Source organism: Micromonospora chokoriensis (assembly GCF_900091505.1).
Lineage (GTDB): Bacteria > Actinomycetota > Actinomycetes > Mycobacteriales > Micromonosporaceae > Micromonospora > Micromonospora chokoriensis.
The window spans coordinates 1552379-1575526 of the sequence record NZ_LT607409.1 but is presented as its reverse complement, the minus strand read 5'-3'; the positions used below and the strand labels follow the sequence as shown (position 1 = coordinate 1575526).

The 23148-nt window shown below is 71.3% G+C and carries 21 protein-coding genes and 1 tRNA gene; 10 read left to right on the top strand and 12 right to left on the bottom strand.

Annotation, left to right across the window (positions count from 1 at the left end):
- Window positions 1–4: 4 nt before the first annotated feature.
- Window positions 5–460: a GatB/YqeY domain-containing protein gene (locus GA0070612_RS07440; RefSeq protein ID WP_088987244.1), complete on the bottom strand. Its 456-nt coding sequence runs from the start codon at window positions 458–460 to the stop codon at window positions 5–7.
- Window positions 461–485: 25 nt separating this feature from the next.
- Between GA0070612_RS07440 and GA0070612_RS07435 the strand changes: the two genes are divergently transcribed.
- From GA0070612_RS07435 to GA0070612_RS07425, 3 genes are all read left to right on the top strand, one after another.
- Window positions 486–1379 carry a metallophosphoesterase gene (locus GA0070612_RS07435; RefSeq protein ID WP_088987243.1) on the top strand — a complete coding sequence of 298 codons (894 nt, stop codon included), beginning with the start codon at window positions 486–488 and terminating at the stop codon, window positions 1377–1379.
- Window positions 1380–1462: 83 nt separating this feature from the next.
- Window positions 1463–1539, top strand: a tRNA-Pro gene (locus tag GA0070612_RS07430).
- A gap of 336 nt (window positions 1540–1875) precedes the next feature.
- Window positions 1876–2700 (top strand): class I SAM-dependent methyltransferase, encoded by an 825-nt coding sequence (locus tag GA0070612_RS07425; protein WP_088987242.1) that lies wholly within the window; start codon window positions 1876–1878, stop codon window positions 2698–2700.
- A gap of 145 nt (window positions 2701–2845) precedes the next feature.
- On the opposite strand, the gene GA0070612_RS07420 is transcribed toward GA0070612_RS07425, so the two are convergent.
- Entirely contained in the window at window positions 2846–3319 is a 474-nt protein-coding gene (locus GA0070612_RS07420; protein WP_088987241.1) for a hypothetical protein, read from the bottom strand.
- Between the two features lie 120 nt (window positions 3320–3439).
- Between GA0070612_RS07420 and GA0070612_RS07415 the strand changes: the two genes are divergently transcribed.
- Window positions 3440–4723, top strand: coding sequence for an MFS transporter (locus GA0070612_RS07415; RefSeq protein ID WP_088991336.1), 1284 nt, complete (start codon window positions 3440–3442; stop codon window positions 4721–4723).
- A gap of 199 nt (window positions 4724–4922) precedes the next feature.
- Here GA0070612_RS07415 and GA0070612_RS07410 read toward each other — a convergent pair whose 3' ends face one another.
- The 3 genes from GA0070612_RS07410 to GA0070612_RS07400 all read right to left on the bottom strand — a co-directional run bounded on the left by GA0070612_RS07410 (window position 4923) and on the right by GA0070612_RS07400 (window position 8420).
- The gene (locus tag GA0070612_RS07410; RefSeq protein ID WP_088987240.1) at window positions 4923–6629 is read right to left on the bottom strand and encodes a bifunctional metallophosphatase/5'-nucleotidase; all 1707 of its coding nucleotides are present in this window, start codon (window positions 6627–6629) and stop codon (window positions 4923–4925) included.
- A gap of 349 nt (window positions 6630–6978) precedes the next feature.
- A complete protein-coding gene (locus GA0070612_RS07405) occupies window positions 6979–7629 on the bottom strand; it encodes a histone deacetylase (protein WP_231924496.1) in 651 nt (216 codons plus the stop codon).
- An 11-nt stretch (window positions 7630–7640) separates the two neighbouring features.
- Window positions 7641–8420, bottom strand: a complete 780-nt coding sequence (locus GA0070612_RS07400) for a phosphodiesterase (protein WP_088987239.1) — start codon at window positions 8418–8420, stop codon at window positions 7641–7643.
- Between the two features lie 196 nt (window positions 8421–8616).
- On the opposite strand from GA0070612_RS07400, the gene GA0070612_RS07395 reads away from it, so the two are divergent.
- On the top strand, window positions 8617–10026 hold the full coding sequence (locus tag GA0070612_RS07395; RefSeq protein WP_088987238.1) for a sensor domain-containing diguanylate cyclase: 1410 nt from the start codon (window positions 8617–8619) through the stop codon (window positions 10024–10026).
- A gap of 136 nt (window positions 10027–10162) precedes the next feature.
- Here GA0070612_RS07395 and GA0070612_RS07390 read toward each other — a convergent pair whose 3' ends face one another.
- The gene (locus GA0070612_RS07390; RefSeq protein WP_088987237.1) at window positions 10163–11221 is read right to left on the bottom strand and encodes an aspartate-semialdehyde dehydrogenase; all 1059 of its coding nucleotides are present in this window, start codon (window positions 11219–11221) and stop codon (window positions 10163–10165) included.
- Window positions 11222–11227: 6 nt separating this feature from the next.
- A complete protein-coding gene (locus GA0070612_RS07385; protein WP_088987236.1) occupies window positions 11228–12493 on the bottom strand; it encodes an aspartate kinase in 1266 nt (421 codons plus the stop codon).
- 258 nt (window positions 12494–12751) lie between these two features.
- Between GA0070612_RS07385 and GA0070612_RS07380 the strand changes: the two genes are divergently transcribed.
- From GA0070612_RS07380 to leuA, 3 genes are all read left to right on the top strand, one after another.
- Window positions 12752–13540, top strand: a complete 789-nt coding sequence (locus GA0070612_RS07380; RefSeq protein ID WP_231924495.1) for a hypothetical protein — start codon at window positions 12752–12754, stop codon at window positions 13538–13540.
- 84 nt (window positions 13541–13624) lie between these two features.
- Window positions 13625–14176: a nitroreductase family protein gene (locus GA0070612_RS07375; protein WP_088987235.1), complete on the top strand. Its 552-nt coding sequence runs from the start codon at window positions 13625–13627 to the stop codon at window positions 14174–14176.
- Window positions 14177–14461: 285 nt separating this feature from the next.
- Window positions 14462–16213, top strand: coding sequence for a 2-isopropylmalate synthase (gene leuA, locus GA0070612_RS07370; RefSeq protein ID WP_088987234.1), 1752 nt, complete (start codon window positions 14462–14464; stop codon window positions 16211–16213).
- 29 nt (window positions 16214–16242) lie between these two features.
- On the opposite strand, the gene GA0070612_RS07365 is transcribed toward leuA, so the two are convergent.
- Complete coding sequence (locus tag GA0070612_RS07365; RefSeq protein ID WP_088987233.1) at window positions 16243–17736, bottom strand: MFS transporter; 1494 nt, start codon at window positions 17734–17736, stop codon at window positions 16243–16245.
- A gap of 107 nt (window positions 17737–17843) precedes the next feature.
- Here GA0070612_RS07365 and GA0070612_RS07360 point away from each other — a divergent pair, with 107 nt between their 5' ends.
- Entirely contained in the window at window positions 17844–18500 is a 657-nt protein-coding gene (locus GA0070612_RS07360) for an HNH endonuclease family protein (RefSeq protein ID WP_088987232.1), read from the top strand.
- Window positions 18497–18886, top strand: coding sequence for a hypothetical protein (locus tag GA0070612_RS07355; RefSeq protein WP_231924494.1), 390 nt, complete (start codon window positions 18497–18499; stop codon window positions 18884–18886). Before GA0070612_RS07360 ends, GA0070612_RS07355 begins: the two co-directional genes overlap by 4 nt.
- Before the next feature lie 42 nt (window positions 18887–18928).
- Here the strand turns inward: GA0070612_RS07355 and GA0070612_RS07350 are convergent, their stop codons facing one another.
- From GA0070612_RS07350 to GA0070612_RS07335, 4 genes are all read right to left on the bottom strand, one after another.
- Window positions 18929–20032 carry an ABC transporter ATP-binding protein gene (locus GA0070612_RS07350; protein WP_088987231.1) on the bottom strand — a complete coding sequence of 368 codons (1104 nt, stop codon included), beginning with the start codon at window positions 20030–20032 and terminating at the stop codon, window positions 18929–18931.
- Entirely contained in the window at window positions 20029–21042 is a 1014-nt protein-coding gene (locus GA0070612_RS07345; protein WP_088987230.1) for an ABC transporter ATP-binding protein, read from the bottom strand. The genes GA0070612_RS07350 and GA0070612_RS07345 overlap by 4 nt, the downstream gene beginning before the upstream one ends.
- A gap of 123 nt (window positions 21043–21165) precedes the next feature.
- Window positions 21166–22128 carry an ABC transporter permease gene (locus GA0070612_RS07340; protein WP_088987229.1) on the bottom strand — a complete coding sequence of 321 codons (963 nt, stop codon included), beginning with the start codon at window positions 22126–22128 and terminating at the stop codon, window positions 21166–21168.
- Complete coding sequence (locus tag GA0070612_RS07335; RefSeq protein ID WP_088987228.1) at window positions 22125–23129, bottom strand: ABC transporter permease; 1005 nt, start codon at window positions 23127–23129, stop codon at window positions 22125–22127. The genes GA0070612_RS07340 and GA0070612_RS07335 overlap by 4 nt, the downstream gene beginning before the upstream one ends.
- Window positions 23130–23148: the final 19 nt, after the last annotated feature.

Below are 23148 nucleotides of genomic sequence, written 5' to 3'. Positions count from 1 at the left end.
TGGGTCAGAGACCGAGCTGTCGGCGTACCTCCGCAGCCACCCGGCCACCCTCGGCCCGGCCCGCCACCGCGGCCTGGGCCGCCTTCATCGCCGGGCCCATCTGACTCTTACCGGTGAAGCCGCCCTCGGCGAGCGCCCCGGACACCAGCTCGGCAAGCTCGCTGTCCGGGAGCTGCTTGGGCAGGTAGCGGTCCAGCACCTCACCCTCGGCGGTCTCCTTCGCGGCCTGCTCGGCACGGCCGGCGTCGGCGAACGCGGTGGCGGCCTCCCGGCGCTTCTTGGCCTCCTTGGTCAGCACCGCGAGCACCTCGTCATCGGTGAGGTCGCGCTTGGCCTTGCCGGCGACCTCGGCATTGCCGACGGCGGCCAGGGCCATCCGCAACGTCGAGGTGGTCAGCTCGTCGCGCGCCTTCAGCGCGGAACGCATGTCGGCGGTGAGGCGGTCCTTCAGCGTGCTCATGGACGGTCAAACTACCCTGAACGCCATGCGAAAGCGCACACTATTCCGGCTTGCCGCCGGAACCGCCACGGTCGGCGCGGCCACCCTCGCGTACGCGTCGCTCATCGAGCGCAACATGTTCACCCTGCGGCGGTACGACGTGCCGGTGCTCCCGGCCGACGCGGAGCCGCTGCGTGTGCTGCACCTGTCCGACCTGCACATGATGCCCGACCAGGCGCGCAAGCAACGCTGGGTGGCGTCGCTGGCCGCCCTCGACCCCGACCTGGTGGTGGTGACCGGCGACAACATGGCCCACCCGGGGGCCGTCCCCGGGGTGCTGCGGGCCCTTCAGCCACTGCTGGACTTCCCCGGCGCGTTCGTCTTCGGCTCCAACGACTACACCGGCCCGGTGCTGAAGAACCCGTTCACCTACTTCCTGCCCGACCGGGAGTACACCGAGGGCGTCGAGCTGCCCTACGAGGAGCTCCGCCAGGTCTTCACCGGCGCCGGATGGGTCGACCTCAACAACGCCCGGACCATGCTGAAGGCAGGCGGCCGGCAGCTCGACCTGGTCGGCGTGGACGACCCCCACATCGAACGGGACGACTACCCGGCCGTGGCCGGCGCGGTCTCGTCCTCGGCAGACCTGTCCATCGCGGTCACGCACTCCCCCGAACCACGGGTGCTGGACCAGATGGCCGCCGACGGCTTCGGCCTGCTGCTGGCCGGGCACACCCACGGCGGACAGGTCTGCGTACCGGGCTACGGGGCACTGGTGACCAACTGCGGCCTGCCCCGCTCGATGGCGCGCGGCCTGCACCGGTGGCCGGGCTCGGACTCCTGGCTGCACGTCTCCGCCGGCCTGGGCACCCACCCCACCGCCCCGGTCCGCTTCGCCTGCCCCCCGGAGGCCAGCATCCTGACCCTCATCCCCCGCTGACACCCCGAGGCGACTGCCGCCGGGCGGCGGGGGTACCGAGTTTGACCACCGGACCGGGTGGGCTACTATTTGTCGGCACGCCTCGGGGTGTGGCGCAGCTTGGTAGCGCGCTTCGTTCGGGACGAAGAGGTCGTCGGTTCGAATCCGGCCACCCCGACCAGAGGTAAGAGGGCACATCCGATCCATGGATGTGCCCTCTCGGCATTCTCGCTGAGCGCACCAGGCGTACCGCGCATGACGAGTCGGCCTGTCGACCGACCCACGCTGCAATCCCCCCGCAGCGGTTCGGCCAGTTCCGCCGCCGTCGACATCGCGGACGCCAACGAACACCCCGCCGGCAAGCCGCCGCGACAACGCGCTGGAAAGCCACGACGGGCGACGATCCACAGGTCCCGCTCGTGCCTTGTGCCGCCAATATAGGTGTTTCTACCGATCCCTGGACGTGCTGCTCCACCTAGCGTCGGTGGCACGACGAGCCGTCCAAGGGGGACCACTGATGACCACCGCACTCGACCTCACCGCCGTGAAGGCACGCCAGCAGGTGACCTGGGCCAGCGGCGACTACGGCGCTGTCGCCGCCCTCATCCACCCGATCGCCGAGTTGCTGGTGACCGCGGCCGACCTGTCGGCGGGCGCTCGGGTGCTGGACGTGGCGACCGGCACCGGCAACGCCGCCATCGCCGCCGCCCGCTGCGGCTGCGCCGTGACCGGCGTCGACTACGTACCCGAACTGTTGGAACGCGGCCACGCGCGGGCCTCCGCGGAACGGCTCCCGGTCGCGTTCGTGGCCGGGGACGCAGAGCGCCTGGCGTACGTCGACGGCGCCTTCGACGCGGTGCTCTCCGTCGTCGGCGTGATGTTCGCCCCGAACCAGGAGCGGGCGGCGGCCGAGCTGGTCCGGGTCTGCCGGCCCGGCGGCACCGTGGCCTTGGCGTCGTGGACGCCGCAGGGTTTCATCGGCGAGTTGTTCCGGACCGTGGGGCGGCACGTGCCACCACCGGCGGGGCTGCGCCCGCCGGTGCAGTGGGGCGACGAGGACCGGGTGCGCGAGCTGCTCGGCGAGGCCGTGAGCGACATTCGGGCGGTACGCCGGGAGTTCGTCTTCCGCTTCGGCACTGCTGAGGAGTTCGCCCTCTTCTTCCGGGCCAACTACGGCCCGACGTTGAAGGCTTTCGAGGCGCTGCCTGAGGAGCGTCGACCGGAGCTGCACGCCGACCTGGTGGAGTTGGCCCGTCGACACAACCGGTCCGACGACGGCACGGTACGGATCCCAGCGGAGTACCTGGAGGTCGTGGCGCGGCGGACCGCCGACCGGCTCTGATCGACGGGTGCCCGTCGGCACCGCCTGTCTCCCGCCCGGGCGCACGGTTGCGCTACCCAGCACCGGGCTGGGCGGCCTACCGCGACAGCTCCGACGACTCCCGGGCCGATCGAGGTGGCGGCCGGTGTGAGCGCCACCCCGTCTGTCAGTCCTGTCGTTCGGTGCGCTCGATCTCGGCGAACGCGGCCGCCAGGTAGCCGTCCAGCGTCGCACCGGTCGCCACCAGCAGATCCGCCACCAGCAGTGGGGCGTGCCGGGCCAGGGCGGACGCGTCCGGTGGCGACTCGTCGCCCTCGGGGTCGTACACCCCCAGCGCTCCGGCCAGCAGGACGAGCACCACGTGCGGGTCGACGTCCGAACGCCACCGCGTCGCACCCTGGACGCAGCGGGTCAACACCTGTCGGATGTCGTCGCCGGTCAACCCCTCCGGGTGGCTCTCTTCCAGCAGCAGCCGGACCACCCCGCCGAGCACCAGGCCGGAACGGTCGTCCGCGGCGAGTCCGCTGACCGACTCCTCGTACGCCTGCCCGTCCCGTTCCTGGGCGGCGGCCACGGCCGCGGTGGCGGTCACCGCGATGGCGCGGGCGGTAGCGGGCAGATGTCGCCAGGTGCCGGTCATCGGGCCAGCATGGCAGACCCGTCGGACACCGTGCGATTGATCACCCGGCGGCCCCGGCGACAGCGTGGTGCGCTCAAAACGAGTCGCGTGCTGTCGCACCCGGCGAACAGAATGCCGGTCATGCTGCGTCGTGCTCTGCCCCGCCGCCCGGAAGCCCGCCGGATCCTCGTCGGCACCCTCCTGTCGGCGATCGGGCGCGGCCTGACCCTGCCGTTCCTGTTCATCTACCTCACCGACGTACGCGGGCTCACCGACGCTCGCGCCGGGCTCGTGATCGGGTGGTACGGCGTGGTCACCCTCGCCCTCTCGCCGTTGGGCGGGACGCTGATCGACAGGTTCGGCGCGCGCCGGGTGGTGGTGCCCTGCCTGCTGATCGAGGCGATCGGCACCGGCTCGCTGGCGCTGGTCAACTCGACCGGGTCGGCCCTGCTGGTGATGACGGTGGTCGCCGTCGGCAGCTCGGCGATCTGGTCCGGGCAGAACACGATCCTCGCCTCGTTGACCGACGACGGTGAGCGGCAACGCGTCTTCGGGCTGAACTTCGCCCTGCTCAACCTGGGCATCGGCATCGGTGGCATGACCTCCGGCGCGATCGTCGACACCGCCCGGCCCGGCACCTTCCAGACGATCTACCTGCTGGATGCGGTGACCTACCTGATGCCGGCGATCATCCTGCTGACCCTGCCCGGGGTCGGCCACCGACTCGGCAGCCGTACCGGCGTCGGCGGGCCGTCGCCCGGCGGCTACCTGACCGTGCTCCGCGACCGCCCGTTCCGACGGCTGGTGATCTTCGGGCTGATTCTCACCACCTGCGGGTACGCCCAGATCGAGGTGGGCTTCGCCGCGTACGCGGTGCGGGTGGCCCAGGTGGAGACCCGCGTCGTCGCGTGGGCGCTCGCCGCCAACACGGTGATGATCGTGCTCGCCCAACTAGTGGTAATCCGCCGCATCGAGGGGCGGAGCCGGACCCGGGCGCTCGCGGTGGTCGGTGCGGTGTTCGCGACCGCCTGGCTGGTCCTCGGCGCGGCCGGTCTGGTCAGCGGCGAGAACGCCCTGCTGGCAGCCCTCTGCGTGGTGGCCTGCTCGGCGATCTTCGGCTTCGGCGAGACGATGCTGTCACCGGTCATGCCCGCGATCACCAACGCGCTGGCCACCGACGAACTGCGCGGCCGGTACAACGCGATGAGCTCGATGATCTTCGGGATCAGCGGGGTGATCGGTCCGGTGACCGCCGGTCCGCTCATCGGCGCCGCCGACGGCAAGGTCTGGGTCGCCACAGTGGTCGGCGGATGCCTGGTCGCCTCCCTGGTCGCGCTCTCCCTGCGCCGACTGCTCAGCGCGGACCAGGACGGCAGGATGACGCCAACGTCCACCTCCCCCGAACCGACCCCCGCCCCCGCCTGACCCGGCGCACCGCCTGACCCAGGCACCGCCCCCCAACCACGGCACCGCCTTGACCACGGCACCGCCCGACCGGGACACCGCGGAGCGAGACGGGCGGCGGTCAGGTCAGAACGTGGCGGAAGACCGGACCGGACGCGGCCGGCGAACGGGTCGGGCCCCGGAGCATTCACTCCGGGGCCCGACGTCGCGGGGTCGACCGTCAGGTGGCGGGTACCTCGGCGGTGGTGCGGATCCGGTCCAGCGTCGGCGCGGAGACCGGCGACTGGGCGGTCAGGTAGTCCACGAAGGCGTCCAGGTCGATCTGGCCGGTGACCTGGTTCGTGCCGCCGGTGAGGGCGCTGAACCCGTCACCGCCGCCGGCCAGGAAGTTGTTCACGGTGACCCGGTACGTGGCGGCGGTGTCGACGGCGGTGCCGCCGATGGTGAGGCTGCCCCGGACCACCCGGGTGCCGGCGCACGGGTCGGCCGTCGTGCCGGTGGTGCCGTTCGGGTCGACCACGTAACCGACGGTGGCCGACGGGTACAGCGTCCGGGCGGTGACGAACTGCTGCTCCAGTACGCAGTAGAGCTGCGCGCCGGTCAGGTCCAGGGTCACCAGGTTGTTGGCGAACGGCTGCACCGTGAACGCCTCCTCGTAGGTGACCGGGCCGGCGTCGAGGTCGGCCCGGACCCCGCCCGGGTTCATGAACGCGGCGACAGCGCCCTCTTCGTCGTCGGTGGCGGCGAGTTGCGCGTCGGCGATCAGGTTGCCCAGCGGCGATTCGCCCAGGCTCGTACCGAAGAGGGTTTCCTGGCTCCGGGTGATCGCGGTGGTGGTCACGCCGACCTGGCGGCCGGCGACCGGGCCGAGCACGGTCTTGTACCGGTTGATCAGCGCGGTCTGCTTCGGGTCCTTGGCGACGTCCCGGGTGACCACGACGTTGTTGGCGGAGGCGGTCAGGATGTCACCACTCCGACGGTCGATCGTGAGGTCGATGTCGGTGACGAGGCGCCCGAACGAGCTGGCGCTGGTGACCAGCTTGTCGTTGATGTTGCAGTTGTACGCCTGGTGGGTGTGGCCGCTGACGACCACGTCGATCGACGGGTCCATGCGGTTGGCGATGTCCACGATGGGCCCGGTCATGCCGACGCAGTCGTTGATGCCGCCGGTCGCCGCCTGGGTGCCGCCCTCGTGCAACAGCACGACGATCGCCTCCACGCCCTTGCGGCGCAGCTCACGGGCGTACCGGTTGGCGGTGTCGGCCTCGTCGGCGAAGGACAGGCCGGCGACGCCCTGCTGGCTGACGATCTGCGGGGTGCCCTCCAGGGTCATCCCGATGAAGCCGACCTTGACGCCCTGCACCCTGTGGATCGCGTAGGGGGCCATCAGCGGCTTGCCGGTCGCGGTCTTGAAGGCGTTCGCGGACAGGTACGTGAAGCCGGCGCCCCGGTACGGGGTGCCGTCGGCGCATCCGTCGACCGGATGGCAGCCGCCGTTCTGGATTCGCAGCAACTCGGCCGCGCCCTCGTCGAACTCGTGGTTGCCGACGCTCGCGTAGTCCAGACCGGCCATGCTGAGCGCTTCGATGGTCGGCTCGTCGTGGAACGCGGCGGAGAGCAGCGGGGACGCGCCGATCAGGTCACCGGCGGCGACGGTGATGGTGTTCTTCTTCTTGGCGGCGGCGCGCAGCTCGGCCAGGTGGGTGGCCAGGTACTCGACACCGCCCGCGGCCTGCCCGGCGATGGTGCCGCTGGACCCGCTCGGCGGTTCGAGGTTGCCGTGGAAGTCGTTGAGGGCCAGCAGGGTGACGTCGACCGGCTTCGGCCGCGCGTCGGCTTCCTCAGGGCTGGTGGCGACCGCACCGAACGCGGCCACCGCGAGCACGGTCAGGCCGACAGCGGCCCGACGCGTCCTGGTTATGGACATGGATCTCCTCGTGAGAATCGGCCTGTGCGGTGCCCGGCCTCTGGGTCGACCGGGCCGCCGACCCGACGCCGTCGGAAGGGTCGTGGTTGGCGGCGGTTGGGGACGGCCGCCCGCTCCGACAGCCTCTCATCCGGACGGCGACCGGGCGACCCAGGCAGCACGCCGGAGCTGCGGGTCGGCCCGCACACCGACGGTGGAGCAGGTGCGATCGGCGGACGGCACACCGATCGCGTTCGAGCGGTCCGGTGCCGGGCCGACGGGACACAGCGGCCCCGCCGAGCCACAGTGACCAAGCACCCCCGCCAGGCCGACGTGAAGGAACAGCTGTCGCCGGGTGGGATGGCGGCGGTCAGGGCTCGGCCAGCGCCTCGCTGACCAGGGCGGCGACGGCGTCCGGCAGCCAGGCGTCCGCCACACCGGGCCGGTCGTCCAGATAGCTGGCGATGCGTTCGGCCGGCCAGCCGTGCGACTCACGCAAACCACGGGCGATCATGCGGAGGTACGTCGGCGCGGGTGGCCGGCACCGCACGGCGGACGCACCCTCCGGTGCGGTGAAGGTGAGCATCGGAACGCCGCTGCGGCTGCCCGGGCAGACGAGCGTCTCGTACCGTCCGGGGCCGAGTGTGGCCCGCCCGCCCGCGATGGCGGCCTCGACGGCCGCAGTTGTCGTCTCGGTGAGGTGGGCGGTTTCGCCGGCTGGGCGGTACATCTCCTGGGCCGCGATGTCGGTGAACTGGTCCACTGTCACCAGGTAGGCGCGGGCGGCGGCCTCGCCCGGCAGGTGCGGGTCGTAGAAGGCCATCCCTCCGGTCCAGGCGCGGGACTCGCCGGCGAAGTAGATGCCGCCGGGCAGCGACACCGGTGCCGACCGGCTCGGTGGGCGTCGGTCCCGGCACCCCGGGTACGTCCGCATTCCGCCGGGTGGACAGCCGCCGCCGATGTACCAGGCCAGCCGGGCCGCGTGCATGTTCGAGCCGTACGCGACGTACCAGACCCGCACGACGGGCACCCTCAGAAGCCGCAGGTCTGACCGGCGGAGTGGCTCACCTGCACGGTGTGCGTCACGCAGCCGCCCGCCTCCACGAGGTGCAGCAGGAACGAGGTCGGCTCGTCGACCCAACCGATCTGCTCGTCGGGGCTCATCGTGAGGGTGCTCTGCTTCCAGGTGCTGGGTGCCACGGTGAGCACGGTGCCCGCGTACGCCGTGGTGACCGGGCGGTGCAGGTGGCCGGCCGCGACCCGGACGACGTGCCGGTGCCGGCCGATCACCTCGGCGAGCGCGTCGCCGTCGGCGAGCCGGATGGAGTCGGCCGCGGGGATGCCGACCGCCACCGGCGGATGGTGCAGGCAGATCACCGCGGGCACCTCGGGCCGCCCGGCCAGCACCCCGTCGAGCCAGCCGAGCTGCTCCTCGCCGAGGCGGCCACCGTCACTGCCCGGGACGAGCGAGTCGAGCACCACGATCGACGCCGCCTCGTGGTCGACGTGGTAGTAGGCGGAGAAGCCGCCGCCGAGCCACTGGGTGCCCCCGAACGCGTCGAGCAGCGACTCCCGGTCGTCGTGGTTGCCGGGGACCAGGTGCACCGGCAGCGGGAAGCGGCCGATCAGTTCGCGCAGCGCCGCGTACTCGTCGGGTCGCCCGTGGTCGACCAGGTCGCCGGTGATCACCACACAGTCGGGGCGGGGGCGCAGCGCGAGCACCCGGCCGAGCGCGCGGTGCAAACCCGCGGCCGGCGCGGGGGCGAGCAGGCCGGTGGTCAGGTGCGGGTCACTGAGCTGAGCGATGATCATGGATCGTCTCCTCGGTGCCGGGGTTCCCACGCTATCGCCGGTCGCCGGTTCGCGGTGCCCGCTGCCCACAGGCTGCGTCCACAGCCTGTGGATAGCACATGTGTACGAGTACGGTCGGTTTCGCACAGTCGTGAGTACGCTTGATCGCGCGGCTCGGCGCCGGCCGGGCTCCTCCCCTACCTGGAACGACGTGCGAGTGGATCATCAGCGAGTCATCCGTGACGTCACCGTCCACCTGCCGATGGCGTCGAGCACGCCGGAGGCCTGTCGGTGGACGGTCACCGCGCTGTCCCGCCACACCCCGGCGACCATCTCCGTGCTGCTCGCGGCCCATGACCGTCTGCGCTGCGTCGCGGCGACCGGGGCCTGGCAGGTCTTCGCCACGGTGCCCGCACGCACCGGCATCGTCGGCCGGGTGTACGACACCGGATCCCCCGCCGCCGTCCCGGACGTGAGCGTCGATCCGGACTACCTTCCGGTACGCCCGGACGTGACAGCCGAGCTGTGCGTACCGGTGCTGGACCCGACGGGTCGGGCGATCGGCGTCCTCGACCTGCAGTGGAGTGAGCCGGTCGCCCTGGAGCCGTGGCGGGAGACCGCGCAGCGGGTGGCCGACCGACTCGGCGCGCGGATCGCCGCCCTCGGAGGTCCGCCGGAGGAGAGCCGCAGCGAGAAACTGCTCCGGCACGCGGCCGCGCTCTCCGCCGCGCCCACCGAGGCAGACGTGTCGGGCGTGACTGCGTGCGCGGCACGCGAGGTCTCCGCCCTCTCCACAGCGGTGCTGCTGCTGGCGGGTCAGCTCGGTCCGTCGCCGACGACGCCGAGCGACCTGGAGATCCGGATTCGGGCCGAGTTGACCGAGGCGGGTCCGGCCGCGCTGGACCGGATGGTCGACCGGGCACACCGGTACGGGGCTGGCTACACGCTGGGCGAGACGGGGCATCTCCCGACCGAGGACTACCGGCCGTTGATCCGGGCCGGGGTACGCACGCTGGTCGCCGTGCCGGTGGGGCCACCCGAGGTCGGCGGGGTGCTGCTGGTCGCTGACGAACGCGCGCTGCGCCCGGACCCGACCACCGTCAGCCTGATGGAACTGCTCGCCGGGCAGGCCTGGACGAGCGTGGACCGGCTGCGCACGCTGGCCCGACTGCGGGAACAGGCCAGCTCCGACCCGCTGACCGGGCTGCGGCACACCGGCCCGTTCGGGCAGCGGATCGCGACGGCCACCCCGGGGCGTACGGCCCTGCTGGCGATCGACGTGGACGGCTTCAAGACCGTCAACGACACGTACGGCCACCAGGCCGGTGACCGGGTGCTGGTCGGGTTGGCCCGGGCGCTGGAGGGGGCGTTACGTCACGGCGACGAGCTGTACCGGATCGGCGGCGACGAGTTCGTCGCGGTGATCGAGGTGAGCCGCCCCGAGGAGGCGGTCCGGATCGCCGAACGATTGACCGAGGCGGCCCGACGCGTGGGCCGCACGATCAGTGTGGGCGTGGCCCTGCCCCGCCCCGGCGAGACCCCCGACCGCACCCTGCGCAGGGCCGACCAGGCGCTGTACGCGGTGAAGCGCCAGGGCCGCGACGGCGTCCACCTGTCCGCCGCCTAGCCACCACCACCACCCCCACCCGCCGCCCCGCCCCGCCCCGCCCCGCCCACAACCACCGTCGATCATGGAGTTGTGGCGGGAACGTTCACCCCTTCCGGGGCGAAAACACCCACCACAAGTCCATGATCGACCGCGATCAGGCGCGGAGCTCCTTGGCGAGGAGTTCGGCGATCTGGGCCGTGTTGAGGGCCGCCCCCTTGCGGAGGTTGTCGCCGGTGACGAAGAAGTCGAGGGCGCGGGGGTCGTCCAGGGCGCGGCGGATCCGGCCGACCCAGGACGGGTCGGTGCCGACCGCGTCGATCGGCATGGGGAACTCTCCGGCGGCGGGGTCGTCGACCAGGATCACGCCGGGCGCGTTGCGCAGCGCCTCGCGGGCGCCCTCGGCGTCCACCTCGCTGGCGAAGACCGCGTGCACGGCCACCGAGTGCGCGGTGACCACCGGCACCCGGACGCAGGTGGCGGACACCTTGAGGTCGGGCAGGCCGAGGATCTTCCGCGACTCGTTGCGGATCTTCATTTCCTCCGACGACCAGCCGGCGTCGGCCAGGGAGCCGGCCCAGGGCACCACGTTGAGCGCGAGGGGTGCCGGGAACGGGCCGAGGTCGTCGCCGACCGCCTGCCGGACGTCACCGGTGCGGGAACCGAGTGCCCGATCACCGGCGACCTTGGTGAGCTGGTCGTGCAGAATGTCGACGCCGGACTTCCCCGCCCCGGAGACCGCCTGGTAGGAGGCGAGGACCAGCTCCCGCAGGCCGTACTCGCGGTGCAGTGGCGCGACCGCGACGATCATCGCGAGGGTGGTGCAGTTCGCGTTGGCGATGATGCCCCGGGGCCGGTTGCGGACCTGCTCGGGGTTGATCTCCGGAACGACCAGCGGGACGTCCCGGTCCATCCGGAACGCGCCGGAGTTGTCGACAGCGATCGCGCCCCGGGAGACGGCGATCGGTGCCCACTCGGCGGAGACCTCGTCGGGGACGTCGAACATCGCCACGTCGACCCCGTCGAACGCCTCGGGGGTCAGCGCCTGGACGATCATCTCCTCGCCTCGGCAGCGCACCCGACGGCCGACCGAACGCTCGGAGGCGATCAGCCGGATCTCACCCCAGACGTTGCGTCGCCCGGTGAGCAGCTCGCACATCACGGTGCCGACGGCACCTGTCGCTCCGACCACGGCGAGGGTGGGCAGCGCCGTCATCGGGCGCTACCTACCCGTCCCCGCGTAGACCACGGCTTCGGTGTCGCCGCCCAACTCGAACGCGTCGTGGATGGCGCGGACGGCGGCGTCGAGGTCGGTGTCCCGGCAGACCACGGAGACCCGGATCTCGGAGGTGGAGATCATCTCGATGTTGACGCCGGCTGCGCCGAGCGCGGCGAAGAAGCCGGCTGCCACACCGGGGTGCGAGCGCATGCCGGCACCGATCAGCGAGACCTTGCCGACGTGGTCGTCGTAGAGCAGGCCCTTGAACTTGACCGGCTCCTGGATCTTGCTGAGCGCTGCCATCGCGGTCGGGCCGTCGGCCTTGGGCAGGGTGAACGAGATGTCCGTCCGACCGGTGCCCTCGGTGGAGACGTTCTGCACGATCATGTCGATGTTGATCTCAGCGCCGGCGACGGTGTCGAAGATCCGCGCGGCGGCACCCGGCTCGTCGGGCACCCCGACGATCGTGATCTTGGCTTCGCTGCGGTCGTGCGCGACCCCGGTGATCAGTGCCTGCTCCACGGAAAGGTCCTCCATCGATCCGGTGACCATCGTGCCGGTGTTGGTCGAGTATGACGAACGGACGTGGATCGGCAACCCCGCCCGGCGGGCGTATTCCACGCTGCGTAGGTGCAGAACCTTCGCGCCGCAGGCGGCCAGCTCCAGCGTCTCCTCGTAGGTGATGTGCTGGATGTGCCGGGCGTTGGGCACGATCCGGGGGTCGGCGGTGAAGATGCCGTCCACGTCGGTGTAGATCTCGCAGACGTCGGCGTGCAGGGCGGCGGCGAGCGCCACGGCGGTGGTGTCCGACCCGCCCCGGCCCAGGGTGGTGACGTCCTTGGTGTCCTGCGAGACGCCCTGGAAGCCGGCCACGATGACCACCGATCCCTCGTCGAGCGCGCCCTTGAGCCGCCCGGGGGTGACGTCGATGATCCGCGCGCGGCCGTGCACCGAGGTGGTGATCACGCCAGCCTGCGAGCCGGTGAACGAGCGCGCTTCGTACCCCAGGTTGTGGATCGCCATGGCGAGCAGCGCCATGGAGATCCGCTCGCCTGCGGTGAGCAGCATGTCCAGCTCGCGGCCCGGCGGCAGCGGGCTGACCTGGTTGGCCAAGTCGAGCAGCTCGTCGGTGGTGTCTCCCATCGCGGAGACCACCACCACCACGTCGTCGCCGGCCTTGCGGGCTGCGACGATGCGCTCGGCCACCCGCTTGATCCGCTCGGCGTTGGCGACGGACGACCCGCCGTACTTCTGCACCACGAGTGCCACGACGTGCACTCCCTCCCAGTGACCCTGAGCGTGCCGACGCCGCCGGAACCGGGGCCGGCGGCGCGTGTCAAACCCCTTGAGGGTATCCGGCGGGTAACGACGGCGGGTCAGGTGATCCCACCATCCGGCCCGCCCGGGTGCCGCCGGGCCGCTCCCACCAGGGCGGGAGCTACGCGACCACGAGCGCGTCCGACACGCCGGAACGAGCCCGGTACGCGCCGGCACCCGCGGACCGCCCGCAGCCACCAGAATGGGCCGGTGCCCGTCCTCATCCGCTCGACCGGCCGTGTGCTCGGGCCGCTCGTGTTCGCTCTGCCCGCGCTCCTGGTCGCCTGCACCAGCACACAGCCGCCCGCCCCGACGCCGACCGATCCCGGGCCGGTAGCCGTGGACGCCGCACGGGACGAGCTGGCCGCCCTGGCGGCAGCCGCGCAGGACCGCCACATGGTGGCGCAGTACGTCTACAGCCGGCCGGGTCAGCCGGACCGCACGATCGCGTTCACCAGCGCGAACGACGGCAGTTGGCGGGTCGACGTGCCGGGGGGCGCGTTGGGTGGCACCGCCGACGTCTCGATGGCGGCCACGGCCGACGGGCTGTTCCAGTGCGCCCTGCCGTCAGCCGGTCGACCGGAGCCGGCGAGCTGCGTACGCCTCGGCGAGCCTGACGACGCGATCCCGCGCCGATCGGACCCCCGCGTCCAGCATCCGCTGACCGACTGGCTGGACGTGCTCACCGACCGACGCGCGCCGTTGGCGGTGGCCCCGGCCGACACGCCCGAGGGCCTGACCGGTACGTGCTACTCGGTGGACTCCACCTCGGCGTCGCTGAACGCCCCGCTGGACGTGGGCTTCTACTGCTACGACCGGGACGGCACACCGACCGGCGTCCGGACCGGGGTCGGGACGTTGCGGCTGGCCGCACCGCCCGGCCCGGCGCCGGCCACCGTGCAGTTGGCCGGGCCGGTGGTGATCGACCGGGATCCGCTGGACACCGCCGCGCCGCCGACCCCTGACCCGTCGGACAGCCCGAGCGCGGGAACGTCCTGATCTTCATCCCGTTACGGGTGCGTTTGCCCACATTTTGCCGACCCCGCCTGATCGGCGAATCACCCATACAGGACGATTACCGGCATGGCTGACCTGACCCCGCTGCTCGCCTTCCGTTGGAGCCCGCTGGCGTTCCACCCCACCGACGAGCTGAGTGCGGCGGACGCGGCCTCCCTGCTCGAGGCGGCCCGATGGGCGCCGTCGCTGGGCAACCGCCAGCCCTGGAGGTTCACCCTCGGCCACCGCGACGACGAGACCTGGAAGCGGATTCTGGTCAACCTGCCCGAGCGTGAGCAGCGGTGGGCGCACCGCGCCGCCGCTCTGCTGCTCGCCGCACACGTCGACGCCGACACGGCATCGGACGCCGCGCCGGCCGACGGGATCGCCTACGACCTGGGCCAGGCCGTCGCCCACCTCACCGTGCAGGCCACCGCGCTCGGACTGCACGTACGCCAGGTCCTCACCGTCGACCGCGCCGGACTCGTCGCTGACCTGCACCTTCCCGCCGACGTACGGCCGTACGCGGTGGTCGCCGTCGGGCGTCTCGGCGACCCGCTCAGTCTCCCGGCCGACCTGGTCGCCGAGGAGACCAGCCTGCGCCACCGTCGACCCCTCGCCGACCTGCTGCTCCGCTGACCGTCCGCTCCCGGGCGACCCGGCACGGACCATGACGCTGGTCCCATAGTCCGGACCTACCTTCCCACCGCCCCTGCCATCACGTAGGGTGACGTGGTCATGTGGCGGGCGCTTCTCCTCCTTAGCCGCCGCGACGAGGCCTGACCGGCCGGCACCTCGTCGCGGAGTTGCATCGCGCCGTCCAGCACATCCGAACCTTCTCTCGGCACCGCCGCGCATCGTCGCCCGGCGATCGCCGACACCTTCCGATCTGCTGACGCCACATGTTCCGGGGAGCACTCTGAAATGGCTCAACCTGTCATCGACGCCGAGACCGATCCGTTCGCTCGGCAGCGCCCGAGCCGGATGCCCTACCACCGCTACCAGCCCTACCGGGAGCAGTTCCGGGTCGAGCTGCCGGACCGCACCTGGCCCACCCGCCAGGTCGACGCGGCCCCACGGTGGTGCGCGGTCGATCTCCGCGACGGCAACCAGGCCCTGATCGACCCGATGTCGCCGGAGCGCAAGCGCCGGATGTTCCAACTGCTGGTCCAGATGGGCTACAAGGAGATCGAGGTCGGCTTCCCGTCGGCCAGTCAGACCGACTTCGACTTCGTCCGCCAGCTCATCGAACAGGACATGATCCCCGAGGACGTCACCATCCAGGTGCTCACCCAGTGCCGGGAGCACCTGATCGAGCGGACGTTCGAGTCGCTGCGCGGCGCCAAGCGGGCCATCGTGCACTTCTACAACTCGACCTCCACCCTCCAACGTCGGGTGGTCTTCGGCCTGGACAAGGACGGCATCGCCGACATCGCCACGACCGGTGCGCGGCTCTGCCAGAAGTACGCGGAGATCCACACCCCGGACACCGACATCTTCTACGAGTACTCGCCGGAGTCGTACACGGGCACCGAGCTGGAGTACGCGCTGGAGGTCTGCTCCCGGGTCATCGACGTGATCGACCCGACACCCGACCGCCCGCTGATCATCAACCTGCCGGCCACCGTCGAGATGGCCACCCCCAACGTGTACGCCGACTCGATCGAGTGGATGCACCGGCACCTGCCGCGCCGCGACAGCGTGGTGCTGAGCCTGCACCCGCACAACGACCGGGGCACCGGAGTGGCCGCCGCCGAGCTGGGTCTGCTCGCCGGCGCGGACCGCATCGAGGGTTGCCTGTTCGGCAACGGCGAGCGCACCGGCAACGTGGACCTGGTGACGTTGGGGCTCAACCTCTTCTCCCAGGGCATCGACCCGATGATCGACTTCTCGAACATCGACGAGATCCGGCGAGCGGTCGAATACTGCAACCAGCTGCCGGTGCACGAGCGCCACCCGTACGCGGGCGACCTGGTCTACACCGCCTTCTCCGGCTCCCACCAGGACGCGATCAAGAAGGGCTTCGACGCCCTGGCCGCCGACGCGAAGGCCGCCGGCGTACCGGTGGACGAGCACACCTGGGCGGTGCCGTACCTGCCGATCGACCCGAAGGACCTGGGCCGCACCTACGAGGCGGTCATCCGGGTCAACTCGCAGTCCGGCAAGGGCGGCGTCGCGTACATCATGAAGAGCGAGCACCAGCTGGACCTGCCCCGGCGGCTCCAGATCGAGTTCTCCGGGGTGGTGCAGCAGGTCACCGACCACGACGGTGGCGAGGTCGACCCGGCCGCCATGTGGGAGATCTTCGCGACGCACTACCTGCTCGACCACCAGCCCGACCCGGCCATCCGGTTGGCCGGCTACACGATCGGCACCATCGACGGCAAGGTCGAGATCGAGGCCCAGGTCGGTGTGGGCGCCGAGCAGCGCTCACTCGCCGCCGTCGGCAACGGTCCGATCGACGCGTACGTCAACGCGCTGCACACGGTCGGAGTGGGTGTGCGGGTGCTCGACTACCACGAGCACGCGCTCTCCTCCGGTGGGGACGCGCAGGCCGCCGCGTACGTGGAGTGCGAGGTCGACGGCCGGACGGTCTGGGGTGTCGGCACCGACGCCAACATCGTCACCGCCTCGATCAAGGCGGTCACCAGCGCCGTCAACCGCGCCCGCCGCTGACCCACGCGCCGCGCCCCCGGAGGTTCTGCCTACTTCGGGGGTGTGGCGGCGGGCAACGAGTGGCAGGGCTGCGACGGCGGGGCCGCCCGGGGCGGTCGGTGAACCAGCACGAGGGCCAGCACCGCGCCGGCCACGAGTAGGCCGGCGCACCACTCCATCGCGCCGCGGAACGCGTCGGTCAACTCGTCCTTCTGCTCGTACCCGCCGCCGGACAGACCGACCAGCAGCGGCAGCGCCGCCACCGCGAGCAACCCACCGGCCCGGGACGCGGCGTTGTTGAAGCCGCTGGCCACGCCGGAGAAGCGGTCCTGCACGGCGGCCAGCACCGATGCGGTCAGCGGTGCCACGACCAGGGTCAGCCCGATCCCGAAGAGCAGCACCCCGGGCAGCACGTCCGTCCAGTACGACGCGCCCGGTCCGACGCCGCGCAGCAACAGCAGACCGACCGCGGCCACCACCGGCCCGACGGTCAACTGGAGTCGGGGGCCGATCCGCGCCGACAACGCTCCCGAGCGGGCCGACCCGACCAACAGCAGCACTGTCATCGGCAGTAGCGCGATGCCGGTGCGGAAGGCCGACCACTCCACCACGTTCTGCAGGTAGACGGCGAAGAAGAAGGTGAAGCCGGTGAGCGCCGCGTAGACGACGACGGTGAAGATGTTCAGCACCGAGAAGAGCCGGCTGGAGAACAGGCCGGTGGGCAGCATCGCGGCGTCGCCGCGCCGCCGTTCGAGCACCACGAAGACCACCGCCGACAGCACCCCGACCAGCGCCGCGATCAGCACCGGCGCCGAGTCGTAGCCGCGTGCCGGCACGTCGATCAGGGCGTACGTGACACCGGCGAGCGCCAGTGCTCCGAGCAGGGCTCCGGCGACGTCGAACCGGCGTCGGGTCCGCCCGGGCCCGGCGGTGCGGGAGGCGCTCTCGTCGCGGCTCTCCGGCACCCAGCGCGTCGTGGCCAGCACCACCAGGACGGCGATCGGCAGGTTGAGGAAGAAGATCCACCGCCAGGAGAGCGCGTCGATCAGCCAGCCCCCGATGAACGGGCCGAGCGCGGTGGACACCCCGGAGAGTCCGGCCCAGGCGCCGATCGCCCGACCCCGGTCGTCCGGGTGGAAGCTCGCCTGGAGCACCGACAGCGATCCGGGCGTGAGGAGCGCGCCGCCGGCGCCCTGGAGGAAACGGGCCGCGATCAGCCAGCCGGTGCCCTGGGCCAGCCCGCAGAGTACGGATGCGACGGTGAACCAGAGGACGCCGATCAGGAAGACGCGTCGTCGGCCGAAGCGGTCCCCGAGTGCACCGCCGAGCAGCACGAACGCCGCCAGCATCAGCAGATAGCCGTTGACGGTCCACTGGAGATCGGACACGCTCGCGCCGAGGTCCTGCCCGAGCTTCGGCAGCGCCACGTTGACGACCGTCGTGTCGAGGAAGACCATGCCAGAGGCGAGTACGGCGGCGAGCAGCGTGCCCCGGCCGGCGGCGGTGCCCATCCGGAGGGCAGGCGCCGGTACGGGTTCGGTCATCCCACCAATGTGCCTTGTAACAAGTGGGAGACGCCACGAATTGCCAAAACCTGGCCCGGGTACTGTGCGCAGTCGCCGGGAGACCGCAAGCTGGAGAGGTGTCGTCTGTGCGTACCACATCAGGACCGCGAGCGGCGGTGGTCGCGCTCGCCGCGGCGCTGGCGTTCGGCGTTGCCGGTTGCGTCCCGCCCGACGAGCCGGGCACCGAGTCGCCGAGCGGCGGCGGCAACGCCGTTCAGCAGCTCGGCCAGCTCACCGTGGCCACTGCCGGCTCGATGAAGGGCTACAGCAGAGACCACTTCCCGCACTGGCGCAACACCGGCAAGAACTGCGACGTGCGGGACACGATTCTCCAGCGCGACGGTAAGGACGTGAAACTCTCCGGCTGCAACGTGGTCGGCGGTCGTTGGGAGAGCGTGTACGACGGCCGTAGCGCCGCCGACCCTTCCGACGTGGACATCGACCACATGGTGCCGCTGGCCAACGCGTGGCGTTCGGGCGCCGACGAGTGGGACGACCAGAAGCGCGGCGACTTCGCGAACGACACCACACGTCCGCAGCTCCTCGCGGTTTCCGCGTCCTCCAACCGGGCAAAGGGTGACCAGGACCCGTCCCAGTGGAAGCCGGCGAACCGCGAGTACTGGTGCAAGTACGCCGAAAGCTGGGTGACGGTCAAGCACCACTGGCGGTTGACGGTGACCAGCGCCGAGAAGACCGCCCTGACCGACATGCTGGAGGGCTGCACAGTGGGGAACGCGTCGTGACGGCCGCCGAGTCGAGCGGCCCGGCCAACGAGGAGAGCGGTCCGGCCGCCGCCGGCATGACCGCGGACGGCACCGCCGAGACCTCGGCCGCCGTGCCGGGTGCCGGCATGGTGGCCGATTCCGGTGGCGCGGTCGGCCCGCAGAGCCGCACCTCGGACATCGTGCCCGGCCCGGGCGGGGTGATGACCGACGAGGTCGGCGTCGTCACCGGCGACCTGACCCTGCGCACCGAGTACGCCGACGGCAAGGTCACCCTGCGGGTGCAGTACAAGGACGCGGACGAGTGGTACGGCGTCACCGGCACGTCGGTGGCGCTCGCCGACCCGGCGGGGCTGGACGCGGTGCACGGCGTCGCCGTGGGCCTGCTGCACCGACCCGAGGGCTGAGCCGCGCTCGCCCCGACCGTTGATCGGGGCGAGCGGGCCTCGTCAGACGTACGAGCCGGGCTCGGTGGGCGCGGAGACCACCGCCGGGGCTTCCCCCTCGTCCGCGGGGCGGACGATCTGCGCGCTGACCTGGTGCGGGCGTAGCTCACCGCTGGCGATCTGCTCGGCCCAGTGGCAGGCCACCCGACTGACGCCGATCTCCCGCAGCACGGGTCGCTCGTCCGAGCAGCGGGTGGGCTGCGCCCAGGGGCAGCGCGTGTGGAAACGGCAGCCGGACGGGGGGTTGGCCGGCGACGGCAGGTCACCGGCGAGAAGGATCCGCTCCCGACGGTCCTCCACGTCCGGGTCCGGCACCGGCACCGCGGACATCAACGCCCGGGTGTACGGGTGCAGCGGCTCGGTGTAGAGCCGGTCGCTCGGCGCCTCCTCGACCAGCGCGCCCAGGTACATGACGCCGACGGTGTCGGAGATGTGCCGGACCACGGCGAGGTCGTGCGCGATCACCAGGTAGGTCAGCCCGAGGCTGTCCTGGAGTTCGTCGAGCAGGTTGACCACCTGGGCCTGGATCGAGACGTCGAGCGCCGAGACCGGCTCGTCGGCGACGATCAGCTCCGGCCCGAGCACCAACGCGCGGGCGATGCCGATGCGCTGCCGCTGGCCGCCGGAGAACTCGTGCGGGTAGCGGGACAGCGCCCACCGGGGCAACCCCACCGCGTCCAGGGTCTCGCCGATGATCCGGCGACGGTCGGTGCGGTCGGCACCGATCCCGTGGGTCTGCATGCCCTCGGTCAGGATCGACTCGACGTTCTGCCGGGGGTCGAGGCTGGACATCGGGTCCTGGAAGATCATCTGCATCCGGCGACGCATGCTGCGCAGTTTCCCCGGCGGCAACGTGGTCAGCTCGACGCCGTCGAACTCCACCTCGCCGGCCGTCGGCGGGGTGAGCTGGAGCAGCGCCCGACCCAGCGTGGACTTGCCACAGCCGGACTCGCCGACCAGGCCGTACGTCTTGCTCCGAGGAATGCTGAGGTCCACCCCGTCGACGGCCTTCACGTGGCCGACCACGCGGTCGAACAGCACACCCCGCTTGATCGGGAAGTGCACCTTCAGGTCGCGTACCTCGACGAGAGTGTCGTTGTCACTCACGCTTGTTCCTCCTCGCGCGGGGCGGGCACCGTGCCGGGCACCGGTTCCGGGTTCACGCACCGGTAGCTACGTCCGTCGTGTGCCTGCACCAACTCCGGCGGCTCACCCACGCACTCGTCGGTCCGCCGGGCGCAGCGCGGGGCGAAGGCACAGCCTTCCGGCCAGGGCAGCAGGTCGCGGACCGAGCCGGGGATCGGGCTGAGCTTCTCGCCCCGCCCGGCGTCCAGGCGGGGCACCGAGCCGAGCAGACCCACCGTGTACGGGTGCCGCGGCTGACGGAACAGTGGACGGCGGCGGGCCGTCTCCACCACCCGACCGCCGTAGAGCACGTTGACGGTGTCGCACATGCCGGCCACCACACCAAGGTCGTGGGTGATCATCAGCAGGGCGGTGCCGGAGTCCCGGACCAGTTCCTTGAGCAGTTCCAGGATCTGGGCCTGGATGGTGACGTCCAGCGCGGTGGTCGGCTCGTCGGCGATCAGCAGCCGAGGCTGACAGGCCACCGCCATCGCGATGAGCGCACGCTGCCGCATCCCACCGGAGAGCTGGTGCGGGTACTCCTTCAGCCGCCGCTTCGGGTCGGGGATGCCGACCCGGTCCAGCAGCTCCGCCGCCTCCTTGGACGCGGCAGCGCCCTTCATCCCCCGGTGCCGGGTCAGCACCTCGGTCACCTGCAGCCCGATCGGGATCACCGGGTTCAGCGAGGACAGCGGGTCCTGGAAGATCATCGCGATGTCCCGGCCACGGATGTCCCGCCGCGACCGGTCGTCGAGCTGGAGCAGGTCGGTGCCGTCGAAGACGGCCTTGCCGCCGACGCGCAGGCCCGGCTGCTTCGGCAGCAACCCCATGATCGCGAGCGAGGTGACGCTCTTGCCACAGCCGGACTCGCCGACCAGGCCGACCACCTCACCGGCGTCGACCGAGAAGGACACCCCGTCGACGGCGTGCACGGCCCGCTGGCCGCGCCGCGCGAACGTGACGGAGAGATCATCAACTTCGAGCAGTGCCATTACCGGCCCTCCGTTCGCGACTGCGGGGCTCGCAAGCTCACTCCTCGCGCTTCACACATGCAGTCGGCTGTTCGCGACTGCGGGGCTCGCAAGCTCACTCCTCGCGCTTCACACATGACGGGCCTACTTCCGCAGCTTCGGGTCGAGGGCCTCACGCATCGCCTCACCGAGCAGGGTGAAGCCGAGCGCGGTGATGATGATCGCGACGGCCGGGTAGATCGCCAACGACGGCCGGATGCCGAGGTACTGCTGCGCGTCGGCGAGCATGACGCCCCACTCCGGTACGGCGGTGTCCGGGTTGCCCAGGCCGAGGAAGGACAGCGCCGCGGCCTCGATGATCGCGGTGGCCAGGGTCAGCGTGGCCTGCACGATCACCGGCGCGAGCGAGTTCGGCACCACGTGGGTCAGCGCGATCTTCGACTTCTTCACGCCGAGCGAGGTGGCCGCCAGCACGTAGTCGCTGTTGGCCTGGGAGATCATCGAGCCGCGCAGCAGCCGGGCGAACACCGGCACCGAGACCACGCCGACCGCGATCATCACGGTGGTCAGGCTGGCACCGAGCAGGGCGGCGATGCTCACCGCCAGCAGCAGGCTCGGCATCGCCAGCAGCATGTCGATGAACCGCATCAGGGTGGTGTCGACCCACCGCCCCCACCGACCACCGAGGCCGGCCGCCGCACCCGAGATGCCACCGATCAACGCGCCGATAGCTAGACCGATGAGGGTGGACACCACACCGACCAGCAGGGTCTGCCGGGCCCCCACGATCATCCGGCTGAACTCGTCGCGGCCCTGGTGGTCGTACCCGAACCAGTGGTCACCGTCCGGGCCGGGGATGACACCCGGCTTGATCAGCCCTTCCCGGATGCCGATCGTGTCGGTCGGCGCGTACGGCACGAGGAACGGGCCGAGCACCGCTACCAACACGAAGATCGCCAGGATGACCGCGCCGACGATCGCGGCCGGGTTGCTCCGGAGTCGTCGGAACGCCTCCTGCCACAGGCTGACGCCGCGCTCGTCGTCACGGGCGGCCAGCTCGGAGAGCCGGTCGATCTTTTCGCGCTTCTTGCCCGGGCTGAGGGTCATCGCACCCTCACCCTCGGGTCGATGAAGCTGTAGGAGAGGTCGACCAGCAGGTTCACCAGCACGTACACCACCGCGATGATCAGAATGAAGCCCATCAGCACCGGATAGTCGCGCTGGCCGATGGCCTCGGCGACGAACGCTCCGATGCCACTGAAGGCGAAGACGGTCTCGGTCAGCACGGCACCGGAGAGCAGGCCGCCCGCGAGCAGACCGATCGAGGTGGCCACCGGCAGCATCGCGTTGCGCAGGACGTGCCGGCGACGGACCGTCTGCTCGGTCAGGCCCTTCGCCTCGGCGGTGCGGACGAAGTCCTCGTTGAGGACCTCCAGCACACTGGCCCGGGTGATCCGGACGATGATCGCCAGCGGGATGCTGGCCAGCGCGATGGCCGGCAGCACCAGATGCCACAGGGCGTCGGCCGCGGCGTCCCACTCACGGGTCATCAAGCCGTCGAGGACGAAGAAGTTGGTGATCCGGGTCGCCCCGAGCGTCGGGTCCTGCCGGCCGCTGGACGGGAACCAGTGCAGGTTCTCCGAGAAGATCGCCTTGAGCACGTAGCCCAGGAAGAAGACCGGGATGCAGATGCCGATCAGCGAGCCGCCCACGGACGCGTGGTCCAGGAAGCGGCCGCGACGACGGGCGGCCAGGTAACCCAGCGGGATGCCGACACCGATCGCGATGATCATCGCGGTGATGGTCAGCTCGACGGTGCCGGGGAAGCGCTCGATGAACTCCGTGGTGACCGCCCGCTTGGTGGAGGTCGAGGTGCCCAGGTCGAGCTTGATCATCCGCCGTACGAAGCGGCCGTACTGCACCAGGATGGGCTCGTCGAGCCCCATGTTGCGCCGGATGGCGGCACGCATCTCGGGCGTACCGCGCTCGCCGAGGATGGCGGTCTCGGGACCGCCGGGGAGCCGGCGGAGCCAGATGAAGAGCAGGAGGGAGAGCCCGAACAGCGTGGGTATCAGCTGGAGCAGGCGTCTGACGATGAACCGGAACACGGCGGCCTCGAAGGGGTGC

What these genes read in the sequence shown, in the direction of transcription:
- GA0070612_RS07390 (WP_088987237.1), bottom strand. Translation starts at nt 11,221, where the DNA reads ATGACGGCGCTGCCCACCCTCGCCGTGGTCGGAGCGACAGGTGCCGTC.
- GA0070612_RS07440 (WP_088987244.1), bottom strand. Translation starts at nt 460, where the DNA reads ATGAGCACGCTGAAGGACCGCCTCACCGCCGACATGCGTTCCGCGCTG.
- GA0070612_RS07375 (WP_088987235.1), top strand. Translation starts at nt 13,625, where the DNA reads ATGGCTGACCTGACCCCGCTGCTCGCCTTCCGTTGGAGCCCGCTGGCG.
- GA0070612_RS07340 (WP_088987229.1), bottom strand. Translation starts at nt 22,128, where the DNA reads ATGACCCTCAGCCCGGGCAAGAAGCGCGAAAAGATCGACCGGCTCTCC.
- GA0070612_RS07410 (WP_088987240.1), bottom strand. Translation starts at nt 6,629, where the DNA reads ATGTCCATAACCAGGACGCGTCGGGCCGCTGTCGGCCTGACCGTGCTC.
- GA0070612_RS07365 (WP_088987233.1), bottom strand. Translation starts at nt 17,736, where the DNA reads ATGACCGAACCCGTACCGGCGCCTGCCCTCCGGATGGGCACCGCCGCC.
- GA0070612_RS07400 (WP_088987239.1), bottom strand. Translation starts at nt 8,420, where the DNA reads ATGATCATCGCTCAGCTCAGTGACCCGCACCTGACCACCGGCCTGCTC.
- GA0070612_RS07435 (WP_088987243.1), top strand. Translation starts at nt 486, where the DNA reads ATGCGAAAGCGCACACTATTCCGGCTTGCCGCCGGAACCGCCACGGTC.
- leuA (WP_088987234.1), top strand. Translation starts at nt 14,462, where the DNA reads ATGGCTCAACCTGTCATCGACGCCGAGACCGATCCGTTCGCTCGGCAG.
- GA0070612_RS07345 (WP_088987230.1), bottom strand. Translation starts at nt 21,042, where the DNA reads ATGGCACTGCTCGAAGTTGATGATCTCTCCGTCACGTTCGCGCGGCGC.
- GA0070612_RS07415 (WP_088991336.1), top strand. Translation starts at nt 3,440, where the DNA reads ATGCTGCGTCGTGCTCTGCCCCGCCGCCCGGAAGCCCGCCGGATCCTC.
- GA0070612_RS07425 (WP_088987242.1), top strand. Translation starts at nt 1,876, where the DNA reads ATGACCACCGCACTCGACCTCACCGCCGTGAAGGCACGCCAGCAGGTG.
- GA0070612_RS07420 (WP_088987241.1), bottom strand. Translation starts at nt 3,319, where the DNA reads ATGACCGGCACCTGGCGACATCTGCCCGCTACCGCCCGCGCCATCGCG.